23 protein-coding genes and 1 pseudogene are annotated in these 25,229 nt (G+C 68.6%); 6 read left to right on the plus strand and 18 right to left on the minus strand.

The window, feature by feature from the left end:
- Positions 1–131: 131 nt before the first annotated feature.
- The 5 genes from SPF06_RS18885 to SPF06_RS18905 form a co-directional block, all read right to left on the minus strand.
- On the minus strand, positions 132–2,255 hold the full coding sequence (locus tag SPF06_RS18885; protein ID WP_323280697.1) for a hypothetical protein: 2,124 nt from the start codon (positions 2,253–2,255) through the stop codon (positions 132–134).
- A gap of 183 nt (positions 2,256–2,438) precedes the next feature.
- Positions 2,439–2,831, minus strand: a complete 393-nt coding sequence (locus SPF06_RS18890) for a hypothetical protein (protein WP_323280698.1) — start codon at positions 2,829–2,831, stop codon at positions 2,439–2,441.
- Positions 2,828–4,933 (minus strand): site-specific integrase, encoded by a 2,106-nt coding sequence (locus tag SPF06_RS18895; protein WP_323280699.1) that lies wholly within the window; start codon positions 4,931–4,933, stop codon positions 2,828–2,830. Before SPF06_RS18895 ends, SPF06_RS18890 begins: the two co-directional genes overlap by 4 nt.
- The gene (locus SPF06_RS18900) at positions 4,930–5,916 is read right to left on the minus strand and encodes a hypothetical protein (protein WP_323280700.1); all 987 of its coding nucleotides are present in this window, start codon (positions 5,914–5,916) and stop codon (positions 4,930–4,932) included. Before SPF06_RS18900 ends, SPF06_RS18895 begins: the two co-directional genes overlap by 4 nt.
- A gap of 64 nt (positions 5,917–5,980) precedes the next feature.
- On the minus strand, positions 5,981–7,585 hold the full coding sequence (locus SPF06_RS18905; RefSeq protein WP_323280701.1) for a site-specific integrase: 1,605 nt from the start codon (positions 7,583–7,585) through the stop codon (positions 5,981–5,983).
- Positions 7,586–7,647: 62 nt separating this feature from the next.
- Here SPF06_RS18905 and SPF06_RS18910 point away from each other — a divergent pair, with 62 nt between their 5' ends.
- On the plus strand, positions 7,648–8,898 hold the full coding sequence (locus tag SPF06_RS18910; protein WP_323280725.1) for a Y-family DNA polymerase: 1,251 nt from the start codon (positions 7,648–7,650) through the stop codon (positions 8,896–8,898).
- A 9-nt stretch (positions 8,899–8,907) separates the two neighbouring features.
- Here SPF06_RS18910 and SPF06_RS18915 read toward each other — a convergent pair whose 3' ends face one another.
- Both SPF06_RS18915 and SPF06_RS18920 read right to left on the minus strand, forming a co-directional pair.
- A complete protein-coding gene (locus SPF06_RS18915; RefSeq protein ID WP_323280703.1) occupies positions 8,908–9,897 on the minus strand; it encodes an ATP-dependent DNA ligase in 990 nt (329 codons plus the stop codon).
- On the minus strand, positions 9,878–10,084 hold the full coding sequence (locus SPF06_RS18920) for a hypothetical protein (RefSeq protein WP_323280705.1): 207 nt from the start codon (positions 10,082–10,084) through the stop codon (positions 9,878–9,880). Before SPF06_RS18920 ends, SPF06_RS18915 begins: the two co-directional genes overlap by 20 nt.
- Between SPF06_RS18920 and SPF06_RS18925 the strand changes: the two are divergent.
- A pseudogene (locus SPF06_RS18925) lies at positions 10,083–10,574 on the plus strand (SOS response-associated peptidase); the annotation flags it as partial. The gene SPF06_RS18920 and the pseudogene SPF06_RS18925 sit on opposite strands and share 2 nt — an antisense overlap.
- Positions 10,575–10,680: 106 nt before the next feature.
- Complete coding sequence (locus tag SPF06_RS18930; protein ID WP_323280707.1) at positions 10,681–10,926, plus strand: SOS response-associated peptidase family protein; 246 nt, start codon at positions 10,681–10,683, stop codon at positions 10,924–10,926.
- Here SPF06_RS18930 and SPF06_RS18935 read toward each other — a convergent pair.
- Positions 10,919–11,260 carry a histone-like nucleoid-structuring protein Lsr2 gene (locus SPF06_RS18935; protein ID WP_323280708.1) on the minus strand — a complete coding sequence of 114 codons (342 nt, stop codon included), beginning with the start codon at positions 11,258–11,260 and terminating at the stop codon, positions 10,919–10,921. The genes SPF06_RS18930 and SPF06_RS18935 overlap by 8 nt on opposite strands.
- A gap of 549 nt (positions 11,261–11,809) precedes the next feature.
- Here SPF06_RS18935 and SPF06_RS18940 point away from each other — a divergent pair.
- The 3 genes from SPF06_RS18940 to SPF06_RS18950 all read left to right on the plus strand — a co-directional run bounded on the left by SPF06_RS18940 (position 11,810) and on the right by SPF06_RS18950 (position 12,895).
- Positions 11,810–12,055: a hypothetical protein gene (locus SPF06_RS18940; protein ID WP_323280710.1), complete on the plus strand. Its 246-nt coding sequence runs from the start codon at positions 11,810–11,812 to the stop codon at positions 12,053–12,055.
- A 154-nt stretch (positions 12,056–12,209) separates the two neighbouring features.
- Positions 12,210–12,389, plus strand: coding sequence for a hypothetical protein (locus tag SPF06_RS18945; RefSeq protein WP_323280711.1), 180 nt, complete (start codon positions 12,210–12,212; stop codon positions 12,387–12,389).
- Between the two features lie 65 nt (positions 12,390–12,454).
- The gene (locus SPF06_RS18950) at positions 12,455–12,895 is read left to right on the plus strand and encodes a hypothetical protein (RefSeq protein ID WP_323280712.1); all 441 of its coding nucleotides are present in this window, start codon (positions 12,455–12,457) and stop codon (positions 12,893–12,895) included.
- A gap of 81 nt (positions 12,896–12,976) precedes the next feature.
- On the opposite strand, the gene SPF06_RS18955 is transcribed toward SPF06_RS18950, so the two are convergent.
- From SPF06_RS18955 to SPF06_RS19000, 10 genes are all read right to left on the minus strand, one after another.
- Positions 12,977–13,282, minus strand: a complete 306-nt coding sequence (locus tag SPF06_RS18955) for a hypothetical protein (RefSeq protein ID WP_323280713.1) — start codon at positions 13,280–13,282, stop codon at positions 12,977–12,979.
- 116 nt (positions 13,283–13,398) lie between these two features.
- Positions 13,399–15,672: a hypothetical protein gene (locus SPF06_RS18960; protein ID WP_323280714.1), complete on the minus strand. Its 2,274-nt coding sequence runs from the start codon at positions 15,670–15,672 to the stop codon at positions 13,399–13,401.
- Positions 15,673–16,261: 589 nt separating this feature from the next.
- A complete protein-coding gene (locus SPF06_RS18965) occupies positions 16,262–16,888 on the minus strand; it encodes a hypothetical protein (protein ID WP_323280715.1) in 627 nt (208 codons plus the stop codon).
- Positions 16,889–16,903: 15 nt separating this feature from the next.
- A complete protein-coding gene (locus SPF06_RS18970; RefSeq protein WP_323280716.1) occupies positions 16,904–18,457 on the minus strand; it encodes a peptidoglycan DD-metalloendopeptidase family protein in 1,554 nt (517 codons plus the stop codon).
- Positions 18,454–20,433: a hypothetical protein gene (locus tag SPF06_RS18975; RefSeq protein ID WP_323280717.1), complete on the minus strand. Its 1,980-nt coding sequence runs from the start codon at positions 20,431–20,433 to the stop codon at positions 18,454–18,456. Before SPF06_RS18975 ends, SPF06_RS18970 begins: the two co-directional genes overlap by 4 nt.
- Positions 20,430–22,943 (minus strand): ATP-binding protein, encoded by a 2,514-nt coding sequence (locus tag SPF06_RS18980; protein WP_323280718.1) that lies wholly within the window; start codon positions 22,941–22,943, stop codon positions 20,430–20,432. The genes SPF06_RS18975 and SPF06_RS18980 overlap by 4 nt, the downstream gene beginning before the upstream one ends.
- A complete protein-coding gene (locus tag SPF06_RS18985; RefSeq protein ID WP_323280719.1) occupies positions 22,940–23,485 on the minus strand; it encodes a hypothetical protein in 546 nt (181 codons plus the stop codon). The genes SPF06_RS18980 and SPF06_RS18985 overlap by 4 nt, the downstream gene beginning before the upstream one ends.
- A 1-nt stretch (position 23,486) precedes the next feature.
- A complete protein-coding gene (locus SPF06_RS18990; RefSeq protein WP_323280720.1) occupies positions 23,487–23,801 on the minus strand; it encodes a hypothetical protein in 315 nt (104 codons plus the stop codon).
- Between the two features lie 11 nt (positions 23,802–23,812).
- Positions 23,813–24,706 (minus strand): conjugal transfer protein, encoded by an 894-nt coding sequence (locus tag SPF06_RS18995; protein WP_323280721.1) that lies wholly within the window; start codon positions 24,704–24,706, stop codon positions 23,813–23,815.
- 95 nt (positions 24,707–24,801) lie between these two features.
- Entirely contained in the window at positions 24,802–25,053 is a 252-nt protein-coding gene (locus SPF06_RS19000; RefSeq protein WP_323280722.1) for a hypothetical protein, read from the minus strand.
- Between the last annotated feature and the right edge of the window lie 176 nt (positions 25,054–25,229).

A 25,229-nucleotide genomic window follows, 5' to 3' on the forward strand; every position in this document is an offset into this window, starting at 1 on the left:
TGGGACCGACCTCCGCCACAAATCCAGCGCCCGAGTTGTTGGCACCGCTCCTGTCGAACCCCTGTGTGTACGTTGATCCCAGGCGGCCGAACATGCATCTCAGATTCATCGTCGGCTGGCCGTAACCAGATTCACGGTCTCAGTTCTGTCCTGTCAAGGAGGATCAGCTCGATGCCGGCATCCGTGGATCGGGCCCGCGCAGTCGACTTTGTTTCTTCCGAGATCTCGTCGGGGGCGGAGAGGACATAGATGTCTGCGCCGAGCCGTTCGGCCAGATTGATGTCCCGCTCGATCTGCTCAGCGGTGAACTCCGCGCCGCGTGTCTTGACCTCTCCTACCGTGAGTTGTCCTGCATACAGCCCGACGATGTCTGCCTCTCGGCGGTCGCCGCCTCCGAACGTAAAGTCGACACCGGGAAGGAACCACGACATCGGTTCCTTCTTCTGCAGCGCCGCAATCGTCAGAAGGTGAGGGAAGACGCCTTGGTCGCTCGCCCGGTCGATGAGTCCGTCGAGTCTGTAGAAGACGCTGGGCCCAGCATTTGCGCTGGTGTAGTCCCCAGCCGCTCGGCAAGCTGGGCAGGCTGCCCCGGTCTGCGGAACGCTCGCGAGCGGTACAAAGCTGGGAGTTCGACACGACAGGCATCTGAGCTCGAAGCCCCGTTCCGCCCACCCGAGACCGCACAGGCGCTCCAGTGCAACACCGGCTTTGACGGCGGGAAGGCCGACGTTCCCGGGCAGCCGGTAGGCTCTCTTGCTCTGTGATGCCCAGTCGCGGGCGAAGTCGCTTAGGTCTTCGGACGAGGCGCTGGTTCCGGTGATCCTCTCGAGCTCATCCAAGAAACGCCTGGAGCGAGGTGTTGTGAGACCCCGAATTGCCTCGAAGATGTCCGGCTCCAGAAGGGCGGCCGCCTCGTCCTCGCGAGCAAGGAACATCGAAGCAATGCTTCCCTTGTCAGACGGAGCGTGGCTCTCGGCCGCCGTGTCCAGGAGGGCGATCAAGGCATCGCGCAGCTCCGGAACCTTCATTTCGAACCGGTATTGGGCCAAGGCAGGAACTGCGATCTCGAGCTCGTCGCCGCGCCAGACCGCCCCCGGGATCATGGACGACGAAATCGCCTCCCTCTTTGGCAGGCCGTCGAAAAGGGTTGAACGCAAACGCACTTTGGTGGCCCCGCCGCCAGCGAAGGCAATTGGCGAAGCGAACTGCAGGATGGTCGATCGGCCTGTGAAAGCGTGTGCGTCCAGAAGGGTGGCGACTCCGTAGCGCCTGTCGAAGCTGACGTACTGATCCACCCCCGCCATGATGCGATAGGTGAAGGGAGCCTGTCGGCGCTCAACCGGCGGCGGGAAGCGGACCGAGGTCCGCGTCTCCTCGTCTGTAGCGGGTACGAGTCCAAGGGCGCCGGCAATGCTGGCGAGTTCCTCTGAAGACGCGCTTGAGCTTGTGAGAAAGACATCGGGCGAGATTTCGTCCGGCCTGCTGAGGGCGCTCGCCAGCTGTGCCTCGAAGCCGAGCCAGTACGGGACGTCCTCGGCAGGAAGAAGAAACATCGGCATGGTGGCGATGCCCCTGGGCCTGAGAGCCCTGACGTTCCAGAAGTCCAAGGAATCGTCGAGGCTGTCGTTCGCGGTTATCCAGACGACGGTGGGAATGTTGGCGGGAGCGGGCGAGGCGTACGTCTCGCCGAACGCGGCGACGGTCTGGTCAATCCACGTTGCGTTGCGAAGCTGGGCGCGGCCGACCCCGTCCGCAGAGCCTGATGTGGATACGTTGACGCCTTGGCGTTGGGCTTCCTCGAGGTGATCAGCTGGCAGATCGCCGGCGGCCACGGCCTCCCAGAGGCGACTGGTTGGAGCTGCGGTGATGCGGGAGCCGAGGCTGTCGATTGAGGTCGAGGGCAGTGATAGCGGATGGGTGTTGATGTACACCGGTCCCCGTCGGTCGATTGCCTTCAGTGGTACCCAGGGAAGGTCCAACGCATTCGCCGTGCGTTCTGCAACGGATTCTGCTAGGTCTACGTTGACGAGGCCGTCGATATGGGTCAGCTCGAGTAGGGCATTCACCCAAGGTGCAGGATTCGCGTCGTCCGGGATAGGAAATATCGGTTCCGCAGCGCCGCCCCATCTGGTGCTGGCCTCCTGCACTGCGCGGCGGAAGCCTGTCCGACTTCCTGCTTGAATGAGGTATCCAGCGCGGGCGGGCGCGAACGTTGCCTGCACGGGGTACAGCCCTTTGTACTTGTCCGAGTCCACGGTGGGAAGTTTCGCATTTGGTGATCGAGTAGGCCAGACTTTCGCTCGCTGTTTCCCCCGCGAACGGCCAGTCGAACGAAACTTGCAGTGAGCCTCACGGCCGGGTGTCCGTGGAATTGTCGGCGAACGTGGATCTTCCGGACCGAGGGGAGTCGGCGAGAGCTGCCCATTTGTGCGGTTCCCTCATCTGCGGAGGGGTGCGATCTTGTTCATGTCACCCAGCTGGGTTAGCAGCTGGTCGCGTTCGTCGGTGACGGCGACGAGGGCTGCGGCGTAGTTCCGCAGCTGTGCCGCGAGCGTGTGGCGTTCGCGGCTCAGGCGCGCGGTGCGCTCGCGTTCGAGCGCGAGCTGGTTCCGGAGGGTCTCGACTTCCGGTTTGGTGCGGTTGATCTGGCGGGCCCGTTCCCGGAACGCTTCGTTGATGTCGGGGTTGTCGTGGGTGAGGCGGTGCCGTTTGACGCCTGCGAGTTCAGCGAGCCGCACGCCGGTCAGGGGACCTGGGGCGCGGCCTTCGAGGAGGTCGTCTGCGGCCTTCTGCAGGGCTTCCCGGATGTCTTCGGGGCCGGTGTCGGTCAACGTTGGCCGTCCTCGTGGTCGTGGATGATCCTGGTGAGCCGGTCGGTGATCTGCCGGCCGCGTTCGTACCGGATCGGGGGAGCGAACCTGTCCTCGCAGACCTGTGCCCGGGTGGCCTTCACCTCGAGTATGTCGGTGTCGGTGCGCGCGATGTTGGTGCAAGCGCTCTGGCAAGCGCCGAGATTGGGTCCGTCCGCCTCGCGGGTGCACAGGGCCGAGAGCAGGTCGAAGACACAGTGGATTCCGTCGCCCTTGAAGACCTGCAGCACTGGGTCCTTGAGCAGTTTGTCGGCCTGGCGGCCGGTGGGAATGGTGCGTCCGGCGAACTTGGCTGTAGCGTGCCGGGTGCGTTCGCGGAGCTTCTGGGCTGCTGGGCCGCTGACGTGTCCGCCGCCTTCGAGGTAGCTGTCGACGTCGGCGATCCCTTCGATTCGTTCTAGCCATCGTTCCATGGCCAGCTCGTTGGGGAACCCGGACTGGTAGCTGCCGGAGTACCCCTGTGTGACGAGGTCGGAGACGTGCCCGTACTGGATGGCTGCGGCCACCAGCCCGCGCGGGCGCCGGACGATGTGCCAGGCGAGGGTGCGGCGGAACCGGGTCGGGGTCACGCGCCCGTCCGGGTCCTCGGGGATGGTGTCCTTGCGCTGGTGGCGGGCGCAGTACTCGTTCACCCAGCGGGTGAAGTGGCCGATGTCGCCTGTGGTCTTCGGGGAGGTCTGGCCGTTGCCGGCCCGCCCGTCGGTACGGTGGTTTGCCCAGCGCACTGCCTGCGGGCGCAGGGTGCGCGGGAAGAGCAGGTCCATGTCGTGAAGGCCTTCGAGGACGTCGATGGCTTTTGCTGTCAGGGGTTGGACGATCCAGGGATTCTCCCGGTGTTGGCCTTCTGGGATCTTGGTGCCCTCGATGTTGCGGGTGCTCTTCCATCGTTTGCCGCGGAGTTCGTCCAGCTTCGTGCGTGGGTTCACGCTGTGGCAGCCCCTCCGCAGGTTCAGCACTTCCCCTGGGCGCATGCCGGAGAGGTAGCTGATGACGATGAAGCAGGCCGTCTGCAGGTGCAGGGCCAGAGGGATAGCGTCTTCCCAGTCGATGAAAGGCCCGTGCCAGAGGCGCCCGTCCAACTGGGCCGTGCACCGGGTAGTGAGATAGCTCTTGGGCTCGATGTGCAGGCCGCTCTCCTCGACGATCTCCCGGTCCCAGACAGCGTGGGTGTGGCCCAGATACCCCGTGAGTCGGGCCAGGTGCGTCCAGTTGACCACCAGCTTCCCGCCGAAGTCTGGCTGCCCGGGCAGGCCGAGGCCGAGGCCGCGGAGCCGTTCGAGGGTTGCGCGCAGTACCGGCTTGCGGGCCCCGGGGGTCGGTGCTTCGCGGGCTCCAGCCGGCATGTGGCGGTGGCCGCTGCTGAGGAGTGCGCAGTATTCCCGGTAGACGGCGGTGATGTCGGGGGCGAAGTCCTCGACGAAGCGCAGCGCCCACCACAGCAGCGGGACGAGGGTCTCGTCGCCGATCCGGGCCGTGAGGTTCCCCGGCTTCCGGCTGCGCTGTGAGAGAAGGTTTCCCGCGGTTTCCTCCTGCCAAGGCGATGACTCCGGCAGGCGCAGCTGTGCCGGCACAACGTCACGGTAAGCCCAGAGGCGCCGTGTCTCCGTGATGATCTGGCGTTTCTGGGTGAAGCTAAGGCCCGCTTCGCCCATCTCGGCCAGGAGCCGGTCGAGCACCTTCGGGATAGCACGCTGGAGGGAGCTGTAGCCGTGCTCCTCGAACCACACGATCAGCCGGCGCACATGCGTAGGCAGCCTCGCGATGGTGGAGAGGGCAAGCTGAGCCGGCGCGCTAGGCCCGCCCTGGATGGGCCGCTGGGCTTCCTCGTTGATAAGGATCCAGACGTAGGACTTCACGGCTCTCTCCCACGCCGGCGGGAACAGCGCGAAGTTGATGCTGTACTTCTGCGCATGGTCCTCGAAGATGCCCGGGGTAAGGTCCCAGACGGCGTCTTTGAACCGGGACAGCGCTGCATTCTTCGAATCAGGGCGGAGCGTCCGCTGGGACAGGACCACGACGTTCTCGTCGATGTCGCTCGCACGCTGGGACAGGTTGTACGTCATCTCAGGTCCAGTCCTCTGTCCAGGAGCAGCTCGACGAGCCGCCCGTCCTCGTCTGTGGCTTTCTTGGCTGCGGCTTCGGGGTCGGCATGCTGCCGGTCGAGCAGGTCGGTGAGCTGCTCGTGCGCGGTGGCGTAGCGCGCTTCCCATTCCGACGGGGAGAATTCGGTGCGGCGTCGGGTGATGCTCTGGAGCATCACGGCCTGGGTCGGGATGTGCCTGGGCTCCGAGCGTGCGTTAGGGCATCCCAGGCAGAGCAGGAACGACGCAGTGCACGGGGTACCGGCCCGCCCGTAGGGGCTGTTGGTATGGTCCATACAGGCGGCAGCGACCGTGTCGAGCCGGCCCTCGAGCATTAGCTTGAGCCGTTCCACAGTTGTTCCGAGCCTCTGCGCGACAGGCCCGGGATCGTCCGCCGCCGCGCGCACCTCCTCGTCCGTGAGGGTCAGGACGCTGTGCCCGACGCAGACACGCTCGACCTCGCTGTGCAGGACATCGCTGACGACTGCCTGGTATTCGGGCAGCGCGGTGACGTCCTTGGCCAGGTATTCGCTGACAAGGGTCGCGGCAGTGTGGGCTACAGGGCGCTGGTGGCGCTGGACGAACGCGACCCGCAGTCTGCGTGAGTCCACTCGGGGCAGGACGGTTCCGTTCGGCGAAGTCCCTCGCCACCACTCCAAGGCATGCGTTGGCAGGGGCCGGAGCTTGGATCCGCCGCGGGTGCGGTCGACGGGGTTGACCCCGAGGAACACTAGGAGTGCGTCCGAGCCGATGAGCCTCCGGGCGCGGCCGCACAGTTCCAGGGCGATCCGGTAGACCCCCGAGGCGGATGCGAAGTCGTCCGGGCCGTCGGCCCGAACCGTGCCCGGTGCCATGGCCAGGTCCATCTCCGCCGCATGGCGGCCGCGCCGCGGCTTCGATGCCCGCGTCAGGATCACCGGCTCCTCCCGGAGCTGATCGTCTGCACGGACATGGGATGCGGTCATCCCGCAGACCGTGCTCAGGTTGTGCCCGGTCACGCTGACCATTAAGACGGCCAGCGCTGTCACTTCAAGAGCGCTCGGGAAGATGCTGCGCAACAGCTCGAGCGACCCTCGGTTCTTCGCGGAAAGGTCTTGCTGGCCGTGGCCCCAGCGCGGGACATCCGCAGTGCGTGCGACCAGCGCGAGCAGCTCGCCGCGCCGCTGCGCCTCGGGATCTGGGTCCGTCCGGCCTGCTCCCCAGTCGGCGAGGTCGGCCTCCGCCTGCCGGACCCGGGCCAGCGCCGCCTTGACCTCTGTGCGTGTTCACATCCGCGTGTCCGAGCATGGTCTGAACCAGGGACCAGGTGTCGCCGAACTGCTCCCGCAGATCGCGCTGTTGCTCGGCGTCCATGCCCACGACCTGCTGCGACCAGATCAGCCGGCCCACAGCGAACCAGCGCAGCGCGAAACTGTGCCGGAGCATATGCGGATGGCACTCCAACCGCTCGATGCCCGCCTTCCTCACCCGGGCGTTCGCCCGGTCGAACGCCTTGTACCAGGCCGACTTCTGCCGCGGGCTCCCGTCTTCGTTCAGCCATAGGGCAGCCGGCTCGAGACCGTCCTCAGTGCGCACCATCAACCTCAGCCTTTCCTCGGGGGACAGATCGTTCACCTGCACCGTCGAAGGGAATGACGTCCGGCTCTGGAAGGTGCTCACGCGAAGCAGGCCGTTCCTAGCTTCCTCGATGACCATCCGCCTGGGCAGCCCCTCGTACAGGCCGCTCGCATGCCCGGACCGCACGGCCGCCGCACGCTCGGACTCCTTGTAGATGGCCACCTGATCCAGCACATCGCCCCGCAGCCAATAGCTGTGCCCGCGGCCGCCCTTGGCGCACGCGTCCGCCAGCCGTGAAGCGGCATACTGGCGACCCGCCACCGCACGGTCCACCTCCAGCACCAGCACGCTCGCCCACTCCTGCAGACGCAGCCCGCAACCGTACAGGCCGTCGACGAAAGCCGCGTCTCTGGACTGGGACCGGGGACGCCACCTCGCACGCTCGGCCCCCTTCGGCGTCAGACCATGGATCCCGACGTCACGCCATCGCGCATAGGCCCGAGGCGAGAGCCACTTCACATCTGCGCCGCGAACAGTGGCGGGCCGCAGATCCGAACCAGTCGGACGGGACCCCGCAAACGGTTTCTGCCGTTTTGGGGCCAGCTCCGGAGCCGCGAACAGCGACGGCCCGCCCAGCACCCTCCTCGCCCAGTCATAGAACGTCGCAAGTGCGGCCAGATCATTCGCCCACGCCGACCCCGAGACCCGTCGCGGATTCCGTGCATCGCTGCGACGCCAGAACTTGAAATCCATCACGTCGTTCTCGACCGCCGAATCCCAGACCTTGCCACGCGCCGCCAGGAAATTCACCCACACCGACAACGTGTACGCATACCGCTTGTTCGTCGACGCCGCACGGTTCCGCATCTTCGCCCCAGCGAAGAACCCATTCAAGGCAGTATGCGGAACACCCGACCCGTCGAGGAAGATCGGACGTCCCGCCCACGACAGCCACACACCCGATGGATCATCGTCCCCGGCAACCGAACACAGGGCACGGCAAAGCAGCTCATCATCATTCAGATCGATGTGATCAGGCGCAAAGAAGACCTTCCACACGACCGGACTCTCACTCATGGGCCACATCCTCACCACCGTCCGCCACAACCCCAGAGCAACACGCCGGAGGGGGGTGGAGAATCAATTCGGCGTACGCGTCCTTCGAGCGGGTCTTCGACCCAGCTCTCGACGGCCGACCGGTCGTCGTGCTGTCGAACAACGACGGCTGCGTGGTCACCGCCAGCCGCGAGGCCAAGGCCCTCGGCGTCGAGGTCGGCGAGCCCTGGTTCAAGCTCGCCCCCCTCGCGCCCCGCACCGGGCTGATCGCCAAGAGCAGCAACTACGAGCTCTACGGCGACCTGTCCCGCCGTGTGATGGAGGTCCTGGCCCGGTTCGGGCCCTGGCTGGAGGTCTACTCGATCGACGAGGCCTTCCTCGGACTCGGCCCCCGCGCCGCCGCCGGGGACCTCACCGCCCTCGGCCGCGAGATCCGCAACACCCTCCGCAAGCTCGTCGGAGTCCCCGTCTGCGTCGGCATCGCGAGGACGAAGACCGCTGCCAAGCTGGCGAACAAGACGGCCAAGAAGATGCCCGTCTTCGACGGCGTCTGCGTCTGGGACGGCACTTCGCCGCAGTGGCGGGCAAAGCTGATGGCCCAGCTGCCCGTCTCGGAGGTCTGGGGTATCGCCGGACGGCTCGAGAGGCGACTGAACGCCCTGGGCATCTTCTCGATCGCCGACCTCGCGGCCGCGGACCCGGTCATGATCCGGGACCGATTCAACGTGGTCGTCATGCGCACCGTCCTCGAGCTCCAGGGCACCCCGTGCATCCCGTTCGAAGAGGCCAGAGAGGGCAAGGAGCAGCTCATCGTCTCCCGCTCCTTCTCCACCCCCGTCACCACCCGGGCGGAGATGCGCCAGGTCCTTTCCGTCTACGCCCAGCAGAGCGCCGCCCGCCTCGAGCGTCACCACCAGGCCGCCAAACTCCTGACCGCCTTCGCCGGCACGAGCCACTTCGCCCAGGAACGCTCCTTCCCCACCGTCCTCGTGCCTCTGCCGGCCCCGACCACGGACCCCGTCGTGCTCGCGAAGGCGGCGCAGCGGCTCCTCCCGCACCTCGATGAGGGCACCCGGTACGCAAGGGCCGGGATCATGCTCACGGACCTCCGCCCCGCCACCGGGCAGCAGGCCCTCGAACCTTTCCGGTACCGGCACGAAGAACAGGGCATCGCCACCCTCGTCGACCACGTCCACAGGAAGGTCGGAAAGGACATGCTCGGCCTCGGCGTCGGGGGCATCCGCCCGGGTCCCCAATGGCGCATGAAACGCGACATGCTCTCCCCACGCGCCACGACCCATTGGGACGAGCTCGCCACCGTGAGGGCAGGCTGACCCAAGACCCTAGTCGATGCGGACCTCTGCGGGGTCGAGCTCGGGACGCGCCCTGATCAGGCGCACGACGTGGCGGAATGCGATCCCCGACCGCGCCGAGTCGGCGGACACTTCCACGACCACGGGCTCCACGAGTGTCAGGTGGACCAGTGTGCGCTCGCGCGCGAACCTGTCGATCAGGGTCGAGGGGACCTCCTCCGGCCAGGGATGCTCTCTGGCAGGCCTGCGGAGGAACGGGGCGACCCTCGCCGCCTGAGCGGCTGAGAGCGGACCTGTGCGGCCGGCGAACCGCAGGCGGCCCGCGTCATCGAAAATTCCGAGCACGAGCTGGGACGGCCTCGCGCGGGAGCCGATGACCGCCGCGACCACCGCATCCTCGGCCTCGAGGCGCTTCGACTTCATCCATCGGCGTTCGCCCCCGTAGTAGGGCTCGTCGAGGCGCTTGGCCATGATGCCTTCGACCTTCGCGCCTGCGAGGCCGGCCCACCATGCCCGCGCCACGTCGACGTCGGTGGTCGCCGGGGAGAGCTGGAGGGGCGGGGCGAATCCTTCGGCGAGCTCCTCGAGCAGGGCCCGGCGGTCCTTCAGGGCCATGGGCCGGACGTCCCGGCCCAGGATTGCCAGGACGTCGAAAGCCACGAACGAGGCGGGCCGCTGCCGTGCGCGCTGTCGGGCCAGGGCTGGTCCGACACCGAGCCGGCGCTGCAGGGAGTCGAAGTCGAGTCGGCCTCGGTTCCATATGACGGCCTCGCCGTCGACGACCGTCGAGTCCGGGATCTGGGCGGCCGCGGCCTCGGCGAGCTCGGGGAAGCGGGCCGTCAGGTCCGTTCCCGTCCGTGAGCGGATCCGCACTGCGCCATGTGCGACCGAAATGCTGACGCGGAAGCCATCGACCTTGGCCTCGTAGAGCAGCCCGGGACCCTCGGGGATGCCATGGACCGCTTTGGCGAGCCCGAGGTCGAATGCCCCACCGAGGACCTCAGCGCTTCCCGCCGGCATCGCCAGTCCCGGACGGGTTGGAAGGCGATCTGGTTCCGCTGCCGGCTGGCCCTTCTTTCGGCGGCTGTCCGTCCTCCGCGAACTCGCGGTCCTCGTAGTGGCGCATGAGCCGGATCCCGAACCACGGGTTGTGCCCTGACTGGGTCCTGCGGAGCTCGTCGCGAAGGCGCAGGCTCAGATCGTCCATGTCGCTGCACATTTTCAGCCTCCACCCCCAGTGTGATCTCCGCGCCCGAGGCCGGGTAGGGGGTCGTCGCAAGGCTGTGCCGCGATGCCGGGCGCGCACTCCCCGCCCCTGTATCCTGCGGGATGTGTGCGGACGCTATGTGATCACGCGGACCCCGGCGGAGCTCGAGCCGATCTTCGGCGCGACATGGACTGCGGGCGAGGACTTGCGCCCGTCGTGGAACGTGGCCCCGACCCAGCGGGTGCCGATCGTGCTCGAGCGCCCCGACCCCGCCACCGGCGAAGTGGCCCGCAGGATCGAGACCGCGCGCTGGGGCCTTGTGCCCGGCTGGGCCAAGGACCTCTCCGTCGGGTCGCGCGCGATCAATTCGCGCAGCGAGACCTTCCTGGAGAAGCCCACGTTCCGCTCGGCCGCGGTCAGGAAGCGCTCCCTGTCGGTCCTCGACGGCTACTACGAGTGGCAGAAGAACGCGGACGGCAGCAAGACCCCGACCTACCTCCACCCCTCGGACGGCAGCGTGCTCGGCGTGGCCGGGCTCTATGAGTTCTGGCGGGACAGGAGCGTCGAAGACGAAGACGGCCCCGGGGGCATGGATCATGACGTCGACGATCCTCACCCGCCCGGCCGCGGACGCCCTCGGGCACATCCACGACCGCACGCCCGTGATCCTCCCCCCGGAGATGTGGGACGAGTGGCTGGACCCGGAGCTCACCGACAGGTCCAGGATTGCCGCCTTCGTCGACGCCGTCCCGGAGCCCCGGCTCACCCCGCGCATCGTCGGCCAGGCAGTAGGGAACGTGAGGAACAACGGCCCCGAGCTGATCGAGGCCGTCCTCAGCTGAGAGCCGCTGCCTGCGCCTTGTCGTAGGCGGCCTCGACCTCGCGGTGGATCCGCCCCCGGGCGCTGACCTGGTAGCCGTTCTCCTGCGCCCACTGCCGGATCGTCGCGGACCGGCTCCCGGACCGCTGCGGACGTCGCACGGCTGTGCGGGCACCGCCGCGGGGCGATTTCCGTGCCGCGGCCGCGAACGGCGCGATCTTCTCCCGCAGGCCCGAGGCGTTCACCCCGTTGAGGTCGATCTCGTAGGAAACGCCGTCGAGGGAGAACGCCACCGTTTCCGTGGCTTCGCTTCCGTCGATGTCGTCGGTGAGCTCGATCCTGAAATGCTGCGCCACGTCTCCTCCTGCGAATTGCTGCAGTTTTCCCGGAGCCTAACAGGGCAGACGGCGGCACCCGGGGATCCCGGGGCCTTGGATCAGGGAACGAGTCCGCGGTGGGCCAGGTGCTCCCCCAGACTCAGGATCGCGCCGCTGTCCTGTAGTGGACGCTCCCCTGGTCGACCTCGAAGGCCCGGATATCGCATCGGCACTCGTGGCAGCCCTCGTGGGCGCAGTCCCTGCCGCACCTCATGTGATGCTGGAGCGGATGTCCGCAGGCGCAGGTGTCCATGGCGTCGGATCCGTCCCGGAATGGTGAAGCGGTCCCCGCGGACTCGACAAAGGCTTGGGGACCGCCTCGCTGCCGAGGCTAGAGGGCAAGTTGGTGGAACGTCCACCACCCTGCCACTATGATCTGAGAAGCCCTGCCAGGGCACGATTGCTCGATCTGACAGTTGAGGGTCCTCCGTCCTGGCAGGGTTTCTTCTTGCCCGCGCATGCTTGACCGCCCACCCCTCCCCTGACATATTTCTATATGTCAGATCGAGTATTTTCGGAGGGGGTTCCATGTGCCATGCGGACACGCTGGCAGCCGGCATCGACGTCCCGCTCGAGGACGTCGTCTCCTGGGCCGTGTCGAACCCCGCGATCGCAGGACTCGGCTGGATCTCCGCCCGGGGCGAGGCGATCCGGCAGCTCGTCGACGCCAACCCCCATTTCGGCCGACGCCTTGCCTCCCTCTACGCCGCCTCGCTCGTCCCGCATTCGGCCACCCACGCCGCGCGGAAGGCCTCGCGGATGAAGAAGTCCTGACCGCGGCGTCCGAAGCGGCCCGCTTCTTCGACCTTGGGCCATTGAGGCGGGGTGAGGTCGCAGGCTCCGCGGAGAACGGACCGAGGAGGAAATCGCCATGGCGGACCCGAAGAGCGGACCCGCGCCAACCCTGCGCAGCTCCGTCAGGAGACCGGTGGCCACACCGCCCCCTTCCTACCCGCTGCCGAGCGATGACGAATCGATCTCCTCGCTTGCGCTCGAGCTCGGCTGGGCGCCGGACCTGGAGGACCGGGAGAAGGAGGACATCCTCGACGAGGCCGAATGGATCCTCGAGGAGGCAGGTGCCCTGGATGAGGGACGGCGGCAGCGATGAGCCTTGCGCCCGCACGGCAAGCCCATATAATTATCGATGTCAGATCGAGTAATAGAGGGGCTTCCATGTCCATACCTCAGGCACCGTGCAACGGCCCGGCGCGCGCCGACCAGGCCGAGGCACTCACGGGCCTCCGGGCCATCCGCGACCGGATATCCCTTCTCGCCGATGAGCGCGAGAAGATCCTCGTCGCGACCGTCGACGAGATCACCCGCCGCTCCCAGAGCGAGGACGTGATCCGCACGCTCCTGCCCGAAGCCGGGATCTCGCGCAACACGTACTACCCCCGCCGGAACAGCCGCCCGGCGGCTCGCAGCGTGCATCCGAGCCAGACGAGCCTCTCCGAGCTCAAGCACCGCAGGCGGCGCCTCGAGACGCAGATCGAATCGGCGACGGCCGACCGCAACCGGGCCCTCCGGTGCGCGGAGGGCATTGAGACAGCCGCCCTGGCCGCCGCCGCGGGCGTTACGGAGACGTGGGTCCGGCTACTCCGGAGGAGCGGCTGACGCTGCGCAGAACCCACGCGGAAGGGGGCGGGTCCAGATGATGGCCCGCCCCCTTCCGCGTGCAGACGCACAGGTGCCCTGCTAGAGCTCCCTCCGACGATGCCTGGCTCGGGCCGCGCTCCACACGGCCACCAGGAGGAAGAACGCCAGGACTGCCCCGGCGACGAGCGTCCTGCCCAGATCGAGTCCCACACCGGAGCCTGGGAGGGCGATCAGCACTGAATCGCCTGAGACAACGATCCCGCTGTCCAGGGCCCACCGCTGCACTGGTGCGAGGAAGGCGGCACCGGCAGACCCGAAGACGCCCAGGCCAGCCGCTGCGAGGGCGAGGACGATGAAGTCCGTCGTGTAGTCCTTCCCCTGTCCGCTGTTGCCGTCCTGGCTCATCGCTGCTCCCGTACGGTGTGGCCCGAGGCGGGATGGGCGTGCAGGCGGCGGCATGGCGTGGGCGGGCACGTGCTTTTCTTCATCGGCTTTCCTTTCGTTGCTTCCGGTTCTGAGCGCTATTCCGAGACGCGGACGGCGACGGCCTCCCCGCATGGGGCAGAGTAGATGGCCTCCTCGCCGGAATCCGTGACGATGAGCAGGTTCCAGAGGTCTTCGTCGTCCTCGTCGGCCAGGCTCTCCTGCACTGCTGCCCACCCGCCGTCGTCGAGGTGGATGTCGAATCCGGCCTCGACGTGCTCGATGCTGAGCATGTCGAGCCGCCAGCCGGAGCGCGGATCGTCATAGCCAGCCTCCGGCTCCGGCTCATCCTGCGGTCCGGGTTGGGCGGGGGCAGGGCGGAGGGGCACGACCTCGGCCCCCGGATGCCCTGTGCCGGCGTTGCCGTGGCGGATCTCCAGGACCGTCCTCTCGTTCCGGTGGTCCCTGGCTTGGAGGGGGACCACGCCCGCCGCTCCCGTCCCGCCTTCGGTCGGGGCCGCGGGCTCGGCGGCTCGGCTGTCCTGTGTGCCGGAATCCTGGTCCGTCTCCTCCTGGTCGGCGGGGACCATCCTGGCGGAGGCGTATTCGCTGTACGAGGGGGGCAGGACGCTCGCGCTCTTGTCGTCGAAGACGGACGGCTTAGGGAGGATGATCTTCATCTTCCCGTGGAGCTCCTGGGCCGGACGGAGCCCGGCGAGGATCGCCATGTCCTTGGGCTTCTCCAGACTGGTCTTGCGCGGGTCCGGGGTCCAGTAGGCCTGGAAGTCCACGACCTCGCCGTTCTCGTTGAACGTGGTGCCCCGGCCGCGCACGCTGCGGTCGACGGCCATGCCCAATCCACCGAGTCCCCACATCATGCGGGAGCCGTCGAAGTCGAGCGGGCCAAGGGAGACGCGGCAGGAGTAATTCGTGCGGGTCTCGCCGTTGCCGAAGGTCTCCGCGTCGGGCCGCTGGGTCAGGGTCACGAGGTGGACGCGGGCGGTCCTTCCCGCTCGGACGATGGCCGCGACCTTCCGGGGCGCGGGCGCCTTCGACGGGTCCCCGCTCCTCTTGATGTCCATGTACCAGTCGGTAAGGTCCTCGCGCCAGAGCGCGAACTCATCGACAACGAGGCAATAAGGTTCGAAGTCCTCCTCCTTCGCCGACCCGTCGACGATCTGCGCATAGCGCTCCTTCATCAGGTCATGGGCGGCGTGGATGAGGCGTACCTGCTCCTCGAGCCGGGAGGCGACGCACCGCACGTTCGGCCAGGACTTGTAGCCGATGAACTCGACCAACTTGGCATCGGAGACGTCGATGATCCAGCCGCGGGCGGCGAGCTCGGTGAGCACCGAGTGCGCGACGACGGTCTTGCCCCGGCCTGTGACGCCGGTGATCAGCATCATCGGCTGCAGCCACGGCCGCCATGCCATGACCGTGCCGAACTCGTCGACGCCGTAGGCGATCGGCGTCTCGTAGTTCTCCTTGTCCTGGGGCCTGCCTGTCATCTCCGGGATCGGGGGGTGGGCGACGAACGTGGGCAGCTCTGGCCGCCGCGCGAAGACGACCTGGTCGCCGGAGGTGTCCCATGTGGCGCGCCAACGGCCCGGGACCATGTTGGAGAACTTGCGCTCCTTGACGCGGCGCACCGCCGATTCGGCGATAAGGTCGCCGATGTCGTGGCGGACGCTGATCGCAGCTACGCCTGCGTCGTCCCATTCGAGGTCGACGTCGGGCGGGTTCCCGCCCTTGCCCGAGAACAGCTTCTCGACGACCTTGTCGATCCGCTGCTCGATCTCGCTCAGCTCGGGCTCTTCCGGCTCGGGGTCGGGCGTGTACTCTTCGTAGACGAGTCGACGGCGACGGGGGTCGTCCTTGGCCAGGCGGTAGGAGCGGCCGAAGCGCGAGCTCAGTGCATGGGCGAGCTCCTCGCGCAGCCCGGGGGTTTCCGCCGCACCCTGGGCGTAGGAGATCCGCACGAGCTTGGGGTGCCCGATCCAGCCGCCCTCCCAGCGAAGCACCTTCAGGCATTGGCGCGTCAGGCGGGTGGCGACCAGGTACGCGATGTCCTCTGTCGCCCGGTCGGAGATCGCGTCCCGCTCCCTGCGGCGGAGCCCGAATGCGGTGATGGCCCCCGAGGCTGCGACCGCGCCCACGGCGGCAGGCGCGATCGTCCACGGCGTGCCGGCGACAAGCTGCGCTCCGGCATATGCGACAGCGACCAGCGGGGGGACCCCTGCACCGAAGCCCCACCGCTGGGGCCTGGGGCTGAGTGTGGGCGCCACCGTGGGAGACGGGCGCGTGTACCCCCATTGGTGGACGTCGGGCTCGGCGACCCGGGCCGGCACTGGCTGCCGCCTCTCCTTCAGCATCTGCTGACCTCCTCGGCCTTGGGGAGCATCCCCATCACCTGCCCAAGGTCGCGGGATCGCGGAAATCCGGACAGGCGCATGGCCGAAAAGTCCGATTTGGCCCCGTTGCTTATGACTTGACACGGGGAATAGGCTCGGGATCGAGGGCGTCCCGAAGGGACCGTCCCGAGTAGCTACCGAGCCTCGCTCCCCCGCCGTCTTCGTCAGCAATATGTTCTCTGCGCGGTATCGATGCAGTAGCGACACAGCTAACGCATCGTCAGGGAATGTCCAGCACGTAGGACACGGCCCATCCCTGCGCGTCCCCTCCCCTGCCGCTGTGCAGCACGAGGATGGCATCGACCCGAGCCTCATTGACTCTGACGCCAGCTGCTCGAGCAGCCGCAAAGAGCTAGGGGTTTCAGGTTCGCCGACGTAGGGAGTCGAGGCGGAGCTGAACAGCACAAGCCGTCACCACGAGCGTCCCAGTGATGTCACGGTGAGCACGAGATTGCGGAGATTCGAGACGGCGCAACCAGCGCGAGCGACGGCTCGGCCGCCGGTTCTGGGCTGCGCGGCGGCGCAGCCACTTGGGATCAGCCGATATCCCTCAGTCCGCGTCGGACACTGTCGGAGGGGCAGCGGGCGTGGTTGCGGGAGACTGTGCGATGCCTCCCGAGGCCACCGGGCCGAATGCGGCGACCCTCCACTGCCCGTGCTCGGGCACAAGGTCTACGAGGGCTGTGCCCGCCACGGCGTGCCCTGAGCCTGTGGCCACGGTCAGCGTCCGGTAGAGGACGATGTAGGCGCGGTGGCCCGTGGCCGCGGGGGCCGGGTCGAGGCGGTCGACGACGTTCTGGACGAGGCCGCGGGAGCCGACGAGGTCGGTCCAGGCTGTTCCTCCGCTGCCTCCTCGGTAGGCGGATCTGAGCTGGGCTGCGAAGGCGTCGGTTGCGTGGCCTGCTGCCCGGTCGGCCCAGGCCCCGGGTGCCGGGTCGTCCCATCGCGGAGTGCCCCAGGCTGCGACGAAGGCGGTCGCCTCGGCTCTGGGAGCGGCATCGTCCGCCGTAGCAAGGGGCGATGCGGGCGGGGCTGCGGGGCTTGGGGGCGTCTGGGAAGCGGCCGTGCTCACCGGCTGCCCGTGCCCGTCCTGGCCCTGGGCGAGGGAGGCGGCGGCTGTTCCGATGGCGGCCGCGAGGACTGCGGTGGCGGCGATCGCTTTGGCTCGTGTGCGCATTCGGTGGCCCCTTGCTCAGCTGTCCGTCAGGGTGAAGTAGGAGGTCCCCTGGTTCCAGTCGACCGGGTGGAGGACGGTGCCGACGCCGGGGTTGAGGGCGCTGTACATCTTGCCGTCCCCGGCGTAGATCCCGACGTGGGCCCAGTGGCTGGGGCCGTCCGGGATCTGGACGACGAGGTCTCCTGGCTGGGGGGAGCTGGTGGGCTTGCCGTACTGCCACTGCTCGGTCCGCGGCACTCCCTTGAGCCCTGCGCTGGTCATGGCCCACTGGACGAAGCCGGAGCAGTCCCAGCCGGTGTCCTTGCTGGTTCCTCCCCAGACGTAGGGTGTGCCGAGCCCCTGCTTGGCGTACTCGACGATCTTGGCCCGGATGCCGGTCTGGTCGGCGCCGGGCAGCGGCTGGCCGGCGCCGAAGCCGCTCGCGGGGGTGCACCCGCCGGGGACGACGGCGTTCGAGCCGAAGCTGACCCCGGAGGCTGCGAGGAGCTGCCGTGCGGTGGACTCCCATCTGCCGTATGCGTTCGGCGTCGCCGATCCCTGGACGGCCTGGGCGGCGTCGTTCAGGCTCATCTGCTGCCAGCCCGGCACGTCGAGGAGGCCGCGGGGGGTTCCCCGGTTCGGCCCGCCGGGGCCGCCGAAGAACGCCTGCGCGCTCCGCCGGGAGTCCATCAGCTGGGGCGCTGTTCCCCATCCCGCCGCGGGCCGCTGCTGGAAGAGCCCGACCGAGTCGTGGTCGGATCCGACTCGGTCGTGGGGCTGCTGGAGGGAGGCGGGAACCGTGCTGTTGGCGTATATCCACAGCCCCGACTCCTGGAGGGCGACCATGACGGCGACGAGGATGCCGCGGTCTCCGGCCCCGGCCTTGCGGCCCTCGTCGACGATGTCGGCGACCCTGCGGGTCTGGGCGGTGGAGAACGGGATGCTGCCGCCGTCGGGGCCGCTGGCCGTGGTGCTGTCCGTTTTCGCCTGCTGCCCCGAGGCGTCCGCAGGAGTCCCGGTCTGGGGCGCGTCGGCGCCGAGTTTGACGCCCCTTGCTGCCATGAAGGGCACGGGGTCGACGGGGGCGCCGTTGACCATGACCTGGAAGTGGAGGTGGGGCCCGTCGGCCTTGCCGGTTGAGCCGACCCGTGCCAGGACGGTGCCGGCCTGTACCTTCTGGCCCTTGCGGACGAGGGTGGACCCGTCCTGGGCGTGCCAGTACCAGAATTGCAGCCCGTCCCCCGCGTCGACGATGATGCCGTTCCCGGTGTCCCCGGTGGGGTTGGCGTCACCGGCGCCGTAGGCAGCGATCACGGTCCCGGCCGAGGCGGAGACGAATGGAGTCCCTGCTGGGGGAGCGATGTCGGTCCCGTCGTGGTAGCCGCTTCCGCGGGGGCCGAATGGGCTCGTGATGGGCCCGAACACAGGGTTTCCCCACGCTCCCCTTACGGCGGCCCCGCCCGGGAGGCAGGACGCGGGCGAGGCGGACTGCTGGGCGATGACCGCGACGATGACCGCCGGCCCGGTCGCGGCGAGGCCGAGGGCGACGAGCGATGCGCTCACGAGCGCGGCGAGGGCCTTCTGGTTCACGGCTTGGGCGGCCTGGGGTTCAGGACCGTGTCGGCGGCCCGCCGGGCGGCGGCGTTCTTGCCGAGCTTCCTGTCGATGCGCTCGTTGCGCTCGAGCTTCGCGCGCAGGCGCTCGGCGTGGACGGCGGCGCGGTTCGAGTTCGCGGCCTTCCCGCGGATGAGGGCCTCCTTGGCGTCGAAGCCGGCGCGGCGGGCGTCTCTGCTGCCGAAGCGCTCCCGCTGGGCGTCGACCGCGTCGAGGCGGCGGTGCATCCTCTCCTGGGCTTTGCCTGCCTTGGCCTCGCTGCGCCCGAGGCGCGAGCGGAGCAGGGTGTTGTGCGCGGAGCGGAGGGCCCGCCCGTCGCCGGCCCGCCGTACCCCCTCGGCGGCGGCCAGGGCACCGGCCTTGACGCCCTTCGCTGCCTGGTGGATGCGCAGGGCGGCCATCGTCCCGGTGGCGACCGCTCCCCCGACTCCGGGGATCTTGGAGGCCAGGCGCAGCGCGGCCTGCGTCTTGGGGCCCCCGATCCTGGGGGCGGGCTTCGCGGCCGTCGAAGGCGAGGCGGAGCGGGAGGCCGCCGCATCGTGGAGTGCGTTGGCGGTGCGAAGGCCGTTCGCGGCGTTGTAGCCCCGCCGGACGGTGTTGACCACGCTGCGGGCCGTAACAGGCTGGCGGGGCTGGGCCGCGGGAGCCGAGCGCATGGCCCGTGAGAGCGCCGCTGCGGCACGGGCCCCCATCTCCTTCAGACGCTTTCGGAAGCGGACGAAGACGACGATGCCTCCGGCGAAAAGGCTGGCCAGGAGCAGGTACTTCATGGGCCCGAGGCTGTCGAGGGACTTCATGAGCTCGATGACGAGCCTCAGGTACATCACGAGCACGACGAGGGATCCGGCGAGGAACGCCACGGCCGCGCCGGCGAATCCGAGGTCGCGCAGGAGGTCGGCCTTGGAGTCCCCGGGGAATAAGGCCTTGTAGAGGTCGATGAGCAGTACCACGCACCGGAAGCCGAGGAAAAGCACCGCGGCGCCGACTAGGAGCGCCAGGACGAACACCATCAGCAGCAGGACCCCCACTGTGATGCTCACTCCGATGAGGACCACGATCTGCCCCTGGGGGTGGTCGATGAAGTACTTCGCCTGCGGGTCGCATGCCGCGACGGCGTCCCGGACGGAGTTGCTGGAGGTGTCCCCGGCGGCGACCGCCTTCATCTTCTCGTCGAAGACCTGTTCGCAGTTGCCGGTGAGGCGCTTTCCGAAGGCCACATACATCACCGGCTCCCGGAGGAAGACGTCGGCGAGCTTCTGGTTGACGCTGGCGTTCACGGCGTCCTCGGGCGTGAGCCCGCGCCCGCTCGTGTCTGATCCGTCGGTGGCCATGGACACGGCGATCTGCCCGCCGAAGTCGGTGGCGTTCTTCACGAGCCCGCCCGGGCCGAAGAACGTGGTGGCGGGGTTTGCGAGGATCCCGGTCAGGAGCGAGGCTGCGATGACCGTGCTGACGATGGCGATCCCGCCGCTGGCGTGGCGGCCTCGCCCGAAGGCGATGCCGGCGACGAGGCCGGTGATCGAGAGCGCGAGGGGGATGATCGCGAACCCGCCCATCAGGTTCTGGAGGGTCGTGGTGAAGGTCACGAAGGGGGCGGCGAGGAAGTCGACCCATTTGAAGGACAGGACCAGGCTCAACAGCCACATGCCGCCCTTGACCACATAGACGATCCCCGGCCAGCCCTGGTCGATGTAGATCCCGGTGACGAGCTTGGAGAGGTTGTCCATGCCGCCGCGGTCGAAGGGGACCACGGTGTACTTGTCGGCGGGGACCCCGTGGGAGTCGGTGAGGCCGTTGAAGACGTCGTCGGACGGCAGCGACGGAGACGGCGAGGGCCCGGCGTCGGCGTGGGCGGGGCCCGCTGCGGCGATGCCGATGCCGGCCAGCAGGAGCAGCGCCAGGACCCCCCGTGCGGCCCACGGGCTTCGGATGGCTGCGCTGTTGTTCCTCATGCTGCCGCCTCCGGGGTGGAGACGATCGCCTCGTGCCGGCGCTGGCGCCCGGGCCTGGTGACCTGGATGAGCCCGTACCGGACTGCCTGGTCGCGCATGAGGCCCTCGCCTTCCCTGCCTGCGACGATCCGGTTGCTCTCGTCCATGGGGGAGAGCCCTTGGACGGTTTCGACGAGGGAGTCGTCCTGGTGGTTCAGGCCGATCCACTCGAGTGCGCGCGCGGCGAGCTTGGGGTCGGTGTGGCGCATGACGACCCGTACGGGGATGAGGCCGCGGACGGCCTCGTTGCCGAAGTCGAGCGCGGCGTCGTGGCTTCCGAGTCCGATCGCGGCGCGGCTGCGGCGGCCCTCGCGGACGAAGAGCTCGACGATCCCGGTGGTCTCGGGCGAGACGGTCACGTGGTGTGCTTCGTCGACGATGAACAGTGCGAGCTGGTCGATGTCCTTGAAGCACACGTACTGGGCGATGCGGGCCAGCAGCGCATAGACGCTGCGTCCGAAGACCTTGGCTACGGGGAGCTGGCGGAACAGGTGGGCGTTGGCGAGCTCGTCTGCGGTGGGCAGGTCGCATCCTCTGGTGCACATGACGAGGGCGTCGGAGTCCAGCGGCAGGGGGGCGAGGGAGGGATCGAAGATCACCTTTCCGAGGCCCTTGCGTGCCCACCCGTTCATCCTCCGCGCCAGCGACTGGGCTCCCGCGACGGGGCAGTCCTGGGACTTCAGGTGCTCGAGGAGCTCGGATGCGGAGCCAATGCCGTTCCGGTGGAGGTAGTCGGCATCGAGCGCCTCGCTGAGGGCTACGCCGAGCTCGTCGGAGGGTGCGATGTTCAGCAGGGTCGTGAAGAACGCCTCGAGGATGGGCCCGCCGTCGCGGGGGCCGAACAGGCGCAGCGCGTCCAGGCTGTGGCTGGGGTTGACCACCTCTAGCGAGACGCTGTCGGTGACGGATCCGGCGAAGTCGGCCCATTCCTTGGTGTCCGAGTGGTCGAGCACGAAGACCCGGCCTCCCCGGTCGATCACGTCCCCTGCGATCTTCTTCAGCGCATAGCTCTTCCCCGCCCCCGATTCGGCGCAGAAGGCGAACGACCCCGATTTGTTCCCCAGGACTGATCCTTCGATGTCGAGGAACACCGGCGTCCGGCGGGCGCTGGAGACGTTCATTCCGAGGATGGATCCCTTCTGGGACCCGAGGTCGGTCGACGCCAGGGGGATGGCAGCGGCCAGGTCGCGTCCGGTGGTCAGCTGGGCGAGGGCACGGACCTCCCGCGACGTGGGCACGCCTGGCTGCATCGCCCACCACAGCTCCTCCTGAAGGCCGAGCTGGGGGTCGAAGGTGAACTCGAACTCGTTGTAGAAGGCCTTGACCCGGTCTGTCTTGGCTCGGACCTCGTCGGCGGTGTCAGCGCCCACGGCGAGGACGGCGGTGACCTGGACCCGGGTCTCCTTGTCGGAGCGGTCGAGGGCCTTCTGCAGGAGCACGAGGTCCTCGACGGTTGCGTCGAGCTCGGTGCTGGAGCCGGTGATCCCGCCGTCGGTGCGCTGGTTGTACTGCTCGTTGATGGTGTTCTCGGCCTTGCGGTTGCGGGCCTTGGCCGCGGTGGCGGGCATGATGTGCATCCGCAGGGCGATGTCCAGGTCCATGTCGAGCTCGTCGGCGAGGGCGAGCCACTCGGTGCCGGGGAAGGTGATCCCTCCGCGGGGGGTGCCCGTCATGGCCAGGAGGGACTGGTAGCTGGGGGTCTCCCCTGCGGCTCCCCCTGCGACCTTGAGGTAGCGGCGGCTGAAGGGGTTCTGGCCGAGCCTCTTCGCGGCGGGGACCTCGGCCAGGTCCGTCTGGGCCCCTTCGTCGAGCCATACCCGCGGGATCACCGACCCGAGCTGCAGGATCTCCTGCTGGACGTCGCCGCCATGGGACATGGACGGGATCCTCCGGTCGAGCCCGAGGCCGCGGCTCTGGTGGTGGAGGCCTATCCAGATGTGCTCGGCGACCGTGGCCGGGCGGGGGTTGAACATCGTCGGCAGGGACCGCTCGATCGCCGCGGCCTGGACCAGGAGCTCGTCGATCTCCCCCTGGCCCGGCATCCACGGGGCGAGGCCGAATGCCTCGCCGAACTCGGTGGCAGTTCGGCGGGCCATCTCCTTCCAGGCGCTGTGGGGCCCGAGCCTGAGCGGCACCGAGAACCACCAGGCCCTCGTCCCGAGCCTGAGGTCCTCGAGGGCGTCGAGGGTCAGGAGGGCCTCCTCCCGCCATTCGTCGCACTCGGACACGTCGACGCCCTCGAGCATCTGCTCGACGACGGAGGCCGGGTCGACGTCTGCCGTAAGGCCGAACAGGAGGGCCTCGCCGTGCACGGCCTGGAAGAGGGCCTGGTGGCCGATCTTGACGGCCTTCTTCCGCTTGGCAGGGGCGAAGCCGTATGCGACCGGGCTCAGGCGCCACGTCGCCCAGACGGTCCCGTGACGGGTGAAGAGGAGATTGCAGGCGAGCGCCTTGGTGGGGGCTTTCTTCATCGCGATGGTCCCTTCGACTGGGCTTGGAAGCGCTCGAGCGCCGTGACCGGCCGCCGCTCCGGGGAGGCGCTGCGCCGCGGCTGTTCCGGTGCCGGTCCGGGCGCAACCGGCGGCACCGGATCGGGCAGGCCTGTGGGGGCGGGCTGGGCCTCGTACAGTGCGTGCGTCGCGGCGGTGTGGGGCTTCGGGAACTTCAGCGGGAGCCCGTCAATCGTGCCGGTCCTGGACGCTGAGGCGAATCGCCCCAGGCCCTGGGCGAGGATCAGCGGGCTCCGTGCGGTCGTCTTGGCCATCCCGGCGAGGTAGACGGGGACGACGAGCATGAGGAGGAAGAAGGCGATGTTGCCCAGGAATCCGAACTTGGCCCACAGGCCCCAGGTCGTGACGAGGCCGATCAGCATGGCGGCGAGCACCGCGAACTGGAGCGCGGTGTAGGGCCCGCCTGGGATCTTGGACCCGTCCGGCAGGCGCCCGACCATCGTCGGGATCCGGCTCACCCGGTAGAACCGGGCGATCTCGACCTCTTCCTCCTCAAGAGCCATCTCAGACCACGTCGGGCAATGTCACGACGGCGGCGGCCGTCTTCACGGTGCCGCCCCACATGTTGGAAAGGGTCTCGAGGCCGCCGGCGCACAGCCAGATCAGGCCGGCGCCGATCAGGGCGGCGACGATCGAGGGGACGACGGACTTCGTCTTGATGATGGTGCCGATCACGAGGAAGATCGCGCCGAGGATCGATACCGCGACGGCGGCACCGCGGGCCTGGGCGATCTGGTCGTTGAGGAACGTCCAGAAGTTCCCGCCGGCAGCGGGCACGACGGCCGGGACCGTCAATGCGAGGGAGTGGATGCTGTTCATGGGTGTTCCTTTCATTGCGTGGTTCGGGCGGTCGAGGTGGACCGCGGGGGCGGGTTGAGCTGGGCGACTTCCCACCGGCCGGCGCGCCCGAGCATCTTGAGCGTGTAGTCGGCGGTGGCCATGCGCCCGTCGGCGGTGCTGAGCTGGACCCGCAGGAGCAGGAGGGCCTGGGCGCCGTCCTGGGGCACTTCCGCGGGGGTGTCCTGGGCTGCGACGCTGATCGGCTTGGCGTCCCGGTACGGGGCCGGGGAGATGGCGGTGATTCCCGACCCGGGGCTGGTGTACCTGGAGGCGTCGCCTGCGCCGCAGCAGTAGGCGGCGATGAAGGCCTGGGCTGCCTGCGCCGCCGGGTGGGTCGTGCTCAGCGTGGACCCGTACCCCGGGATGGGCTCCGTCTTGGCCGCCGGCGCAGCGACCGCGCGGGGCAGGCCGAGCGGGGCGAGGGCACCGCCCTGCTTCTCCACGACGTCGACCTGGAAGAACCGCATGGGCCAGCCGTCCGAGGCCTTCCCATCCGGGCTGGCCGAGACCTCGTGCACCGCGGCCGAGACAGTGACCGTCGACGCGGCACCGTTGCTGACGCTGGAGGCGATCCCAAGATCCCGGGCCTCGGTCGGACGGTCGGGGAGGACGAGGCCGCCGATGTCGCCGAAGCGTGCGAGGTCGTCTGAGCTGGTGCGCGTCGCGCGGAGCCAGGCGGAGACGTAAGCCTCGGCGATCGCCCCGGCCCTCTGCCTGGACTCGGGCTGCTCGACGGGTTTGGCCTCCTGGGCCACATGCGCAGGTGCCGGGACGAAGGCCCTGGCAGCGAGAACCGGCCACAGGACGATCAGCGCCCAGACGCCCACGACCGCGGCCCTGCCCTTCAGCGCCGACGCAGCAGTCGAATGATGGGTCTGCGGCACTCCCGTCCCAGACGATGCCCCAGCGGCTGGCTTCGCTGCAGGCCCCGTCCCCGGGCGGCGTCCACGGGCGGGGCCGCGCTTGGGCTTCCAGAGCATCACGCCTCCCCCGCCCTTACGACGAGGCAGGCCGGGGCTGATGCCCGTCCGGCCCGGATCCTTGCCGCGGCCGCGACGCCGGTGAGGTAGCGGTCGGACGCGAGATAGGCAGACAGGGCATCGCGTGCGGATGCGTCGAACGGGTCCGCGTGGAGGCGGACCAGCCGGTCGCAGACCTCCCCGCTCACGGCGAACGACGTTGCGGCGTCGGCGAGCTCTGCCATGTCCTCGCCCAGCTCATCACTGGTCATCTGGGTCCCTTCCTCTGACGGGTTCACCGCTCCAAGGTCGGCAGGGACCGCGGTTTCGGACACCGGGCGCCGAAAAATATCAAGAAATCTCCAGACCAGCCTCTGACGCGAAGATTTAGTTGGTTGGTGATCTCGTTAGCTGGCGCGAGCGAGGGTGACCTGGTAGCCCATGGCTT

The organism is Sinomonas terricola, from assembly GCF_034931225.1.
Lineage (GTDB): Bacteria > Actinomycetota > Actinomycetes > Actinomycetales > Micrococcaceae > Sinomonas > Sinomonas terricola.

Coding starts and splice junctions, on each gene's coding strand:
- SPF06_RS18895 (WP_323280699.1), bottom strand. CDS start 4,933: ATGACGTACAACCTGTCCCAGCGTGCGAGCGACATCGACGAGAACGTC.
- SPF06_RS18900 (WP_323280700.1), bottom strand. CDS start 5,916: ATGACCGCATCCCATGTCCGTGCAGACGATCAGCTCCGGGAGGAGCCG.
- SPF06_RS18905 (WP_323280701.1), bottom strand. CDS start 7,585: ATGAGTGAGAGTCCGGTCGTGTGGAAGGTCTTCTTTGCGCCTGATCAC.
- SPF06_RS18915 (WP_323280703.1), bottom strand. CDS start 9,897: ATGCCGGCGGGAAGCGCTGAGGTCCTCGGTGGGGCATTCGACCTCGGG.
- SPF06_RS18920 (WP_323280705.1), bottom strand. CDS start 10,084: ATGGACGATCTGAGCCTGCGCCTTCGCGACGAGCTCCGCAGGACCCAG.
- SPF06_RS18930 (WP_323280707.1), top strand. CDS start 10,681: ATGACGTCGACGATCCTCACCCGCCCGGCCGCGGACGCCCTCGGGCAC.
- SPF06_RS18940 (WP_323280710.1), top strand. CDS start 11,810: ATGTGCCATGCGGACACGCTGGCAGCCGGCATCGACGTCCCGCTCGAG.
- SPF06_RS18950 (WP_323280712.1), top strand. CDS start 12,455: ATGTCCATACCTCAGGCACCGTGCAACGGCCCGGCGCGCGCCGACCAG.
- SPF06_RS18955 (WP_323280713.1), bottom strand. CDS start 13,282: ATGAGCCAGGACGGCAACAGCGGACAGGGGAAGGACTACACGACGGAC.
- SPF06_RS18960 (WP_323280714.1), bottom strand. CDS start 15,672: ATGCTGAAGGAGAGGCGGCAGCCAGTGCCGGCCCGGGTCGCCGAGCCC.
- SPF06_RS18965 (WP_323280715.1), bottom strand. CDS start 16,888: ATGCGCACACGAGCCAAAGCGATCGCCGCCACCGCAGTCCTCGCGGCC.
- SPF06_RS18975 (WP_323280717.1), bottom strand. CDS start 20,433: ATGAGGAACAACAGCGCAGCCATCCGAAGCCCGTGGGCCGCACGGGGG.
- SPF06_RS18980 (WP_323280718.1), bottom strand. CDS start 22,943: ATGAAGAAAGCCCCCACCAAGGCGCTCGCCTGCAATCTCCTCTTCACC.
- SPF06_RS18985 (WP_323280719.1), bottom strand. CDS start 23,485: ATGGCTCTTGAGGAGGAAGAGGTCGAGATCGCCCGGTTCTACCGGGTG.
- SPF06_RS18990 (WP_323280720.1), bottom strand. CDS start 23,801: ATGAACAGCATCCACTCCCTCGCATTGACGGTCCCGGCCGTCGTGCCC.
- SPF06_RS19000 (WP_323280722.1), bottom strand. CDS start 25,053: ATGACCAGTGATGAGCTGGGCGAGGACATGGCAGAGCTCGCCGACGCC.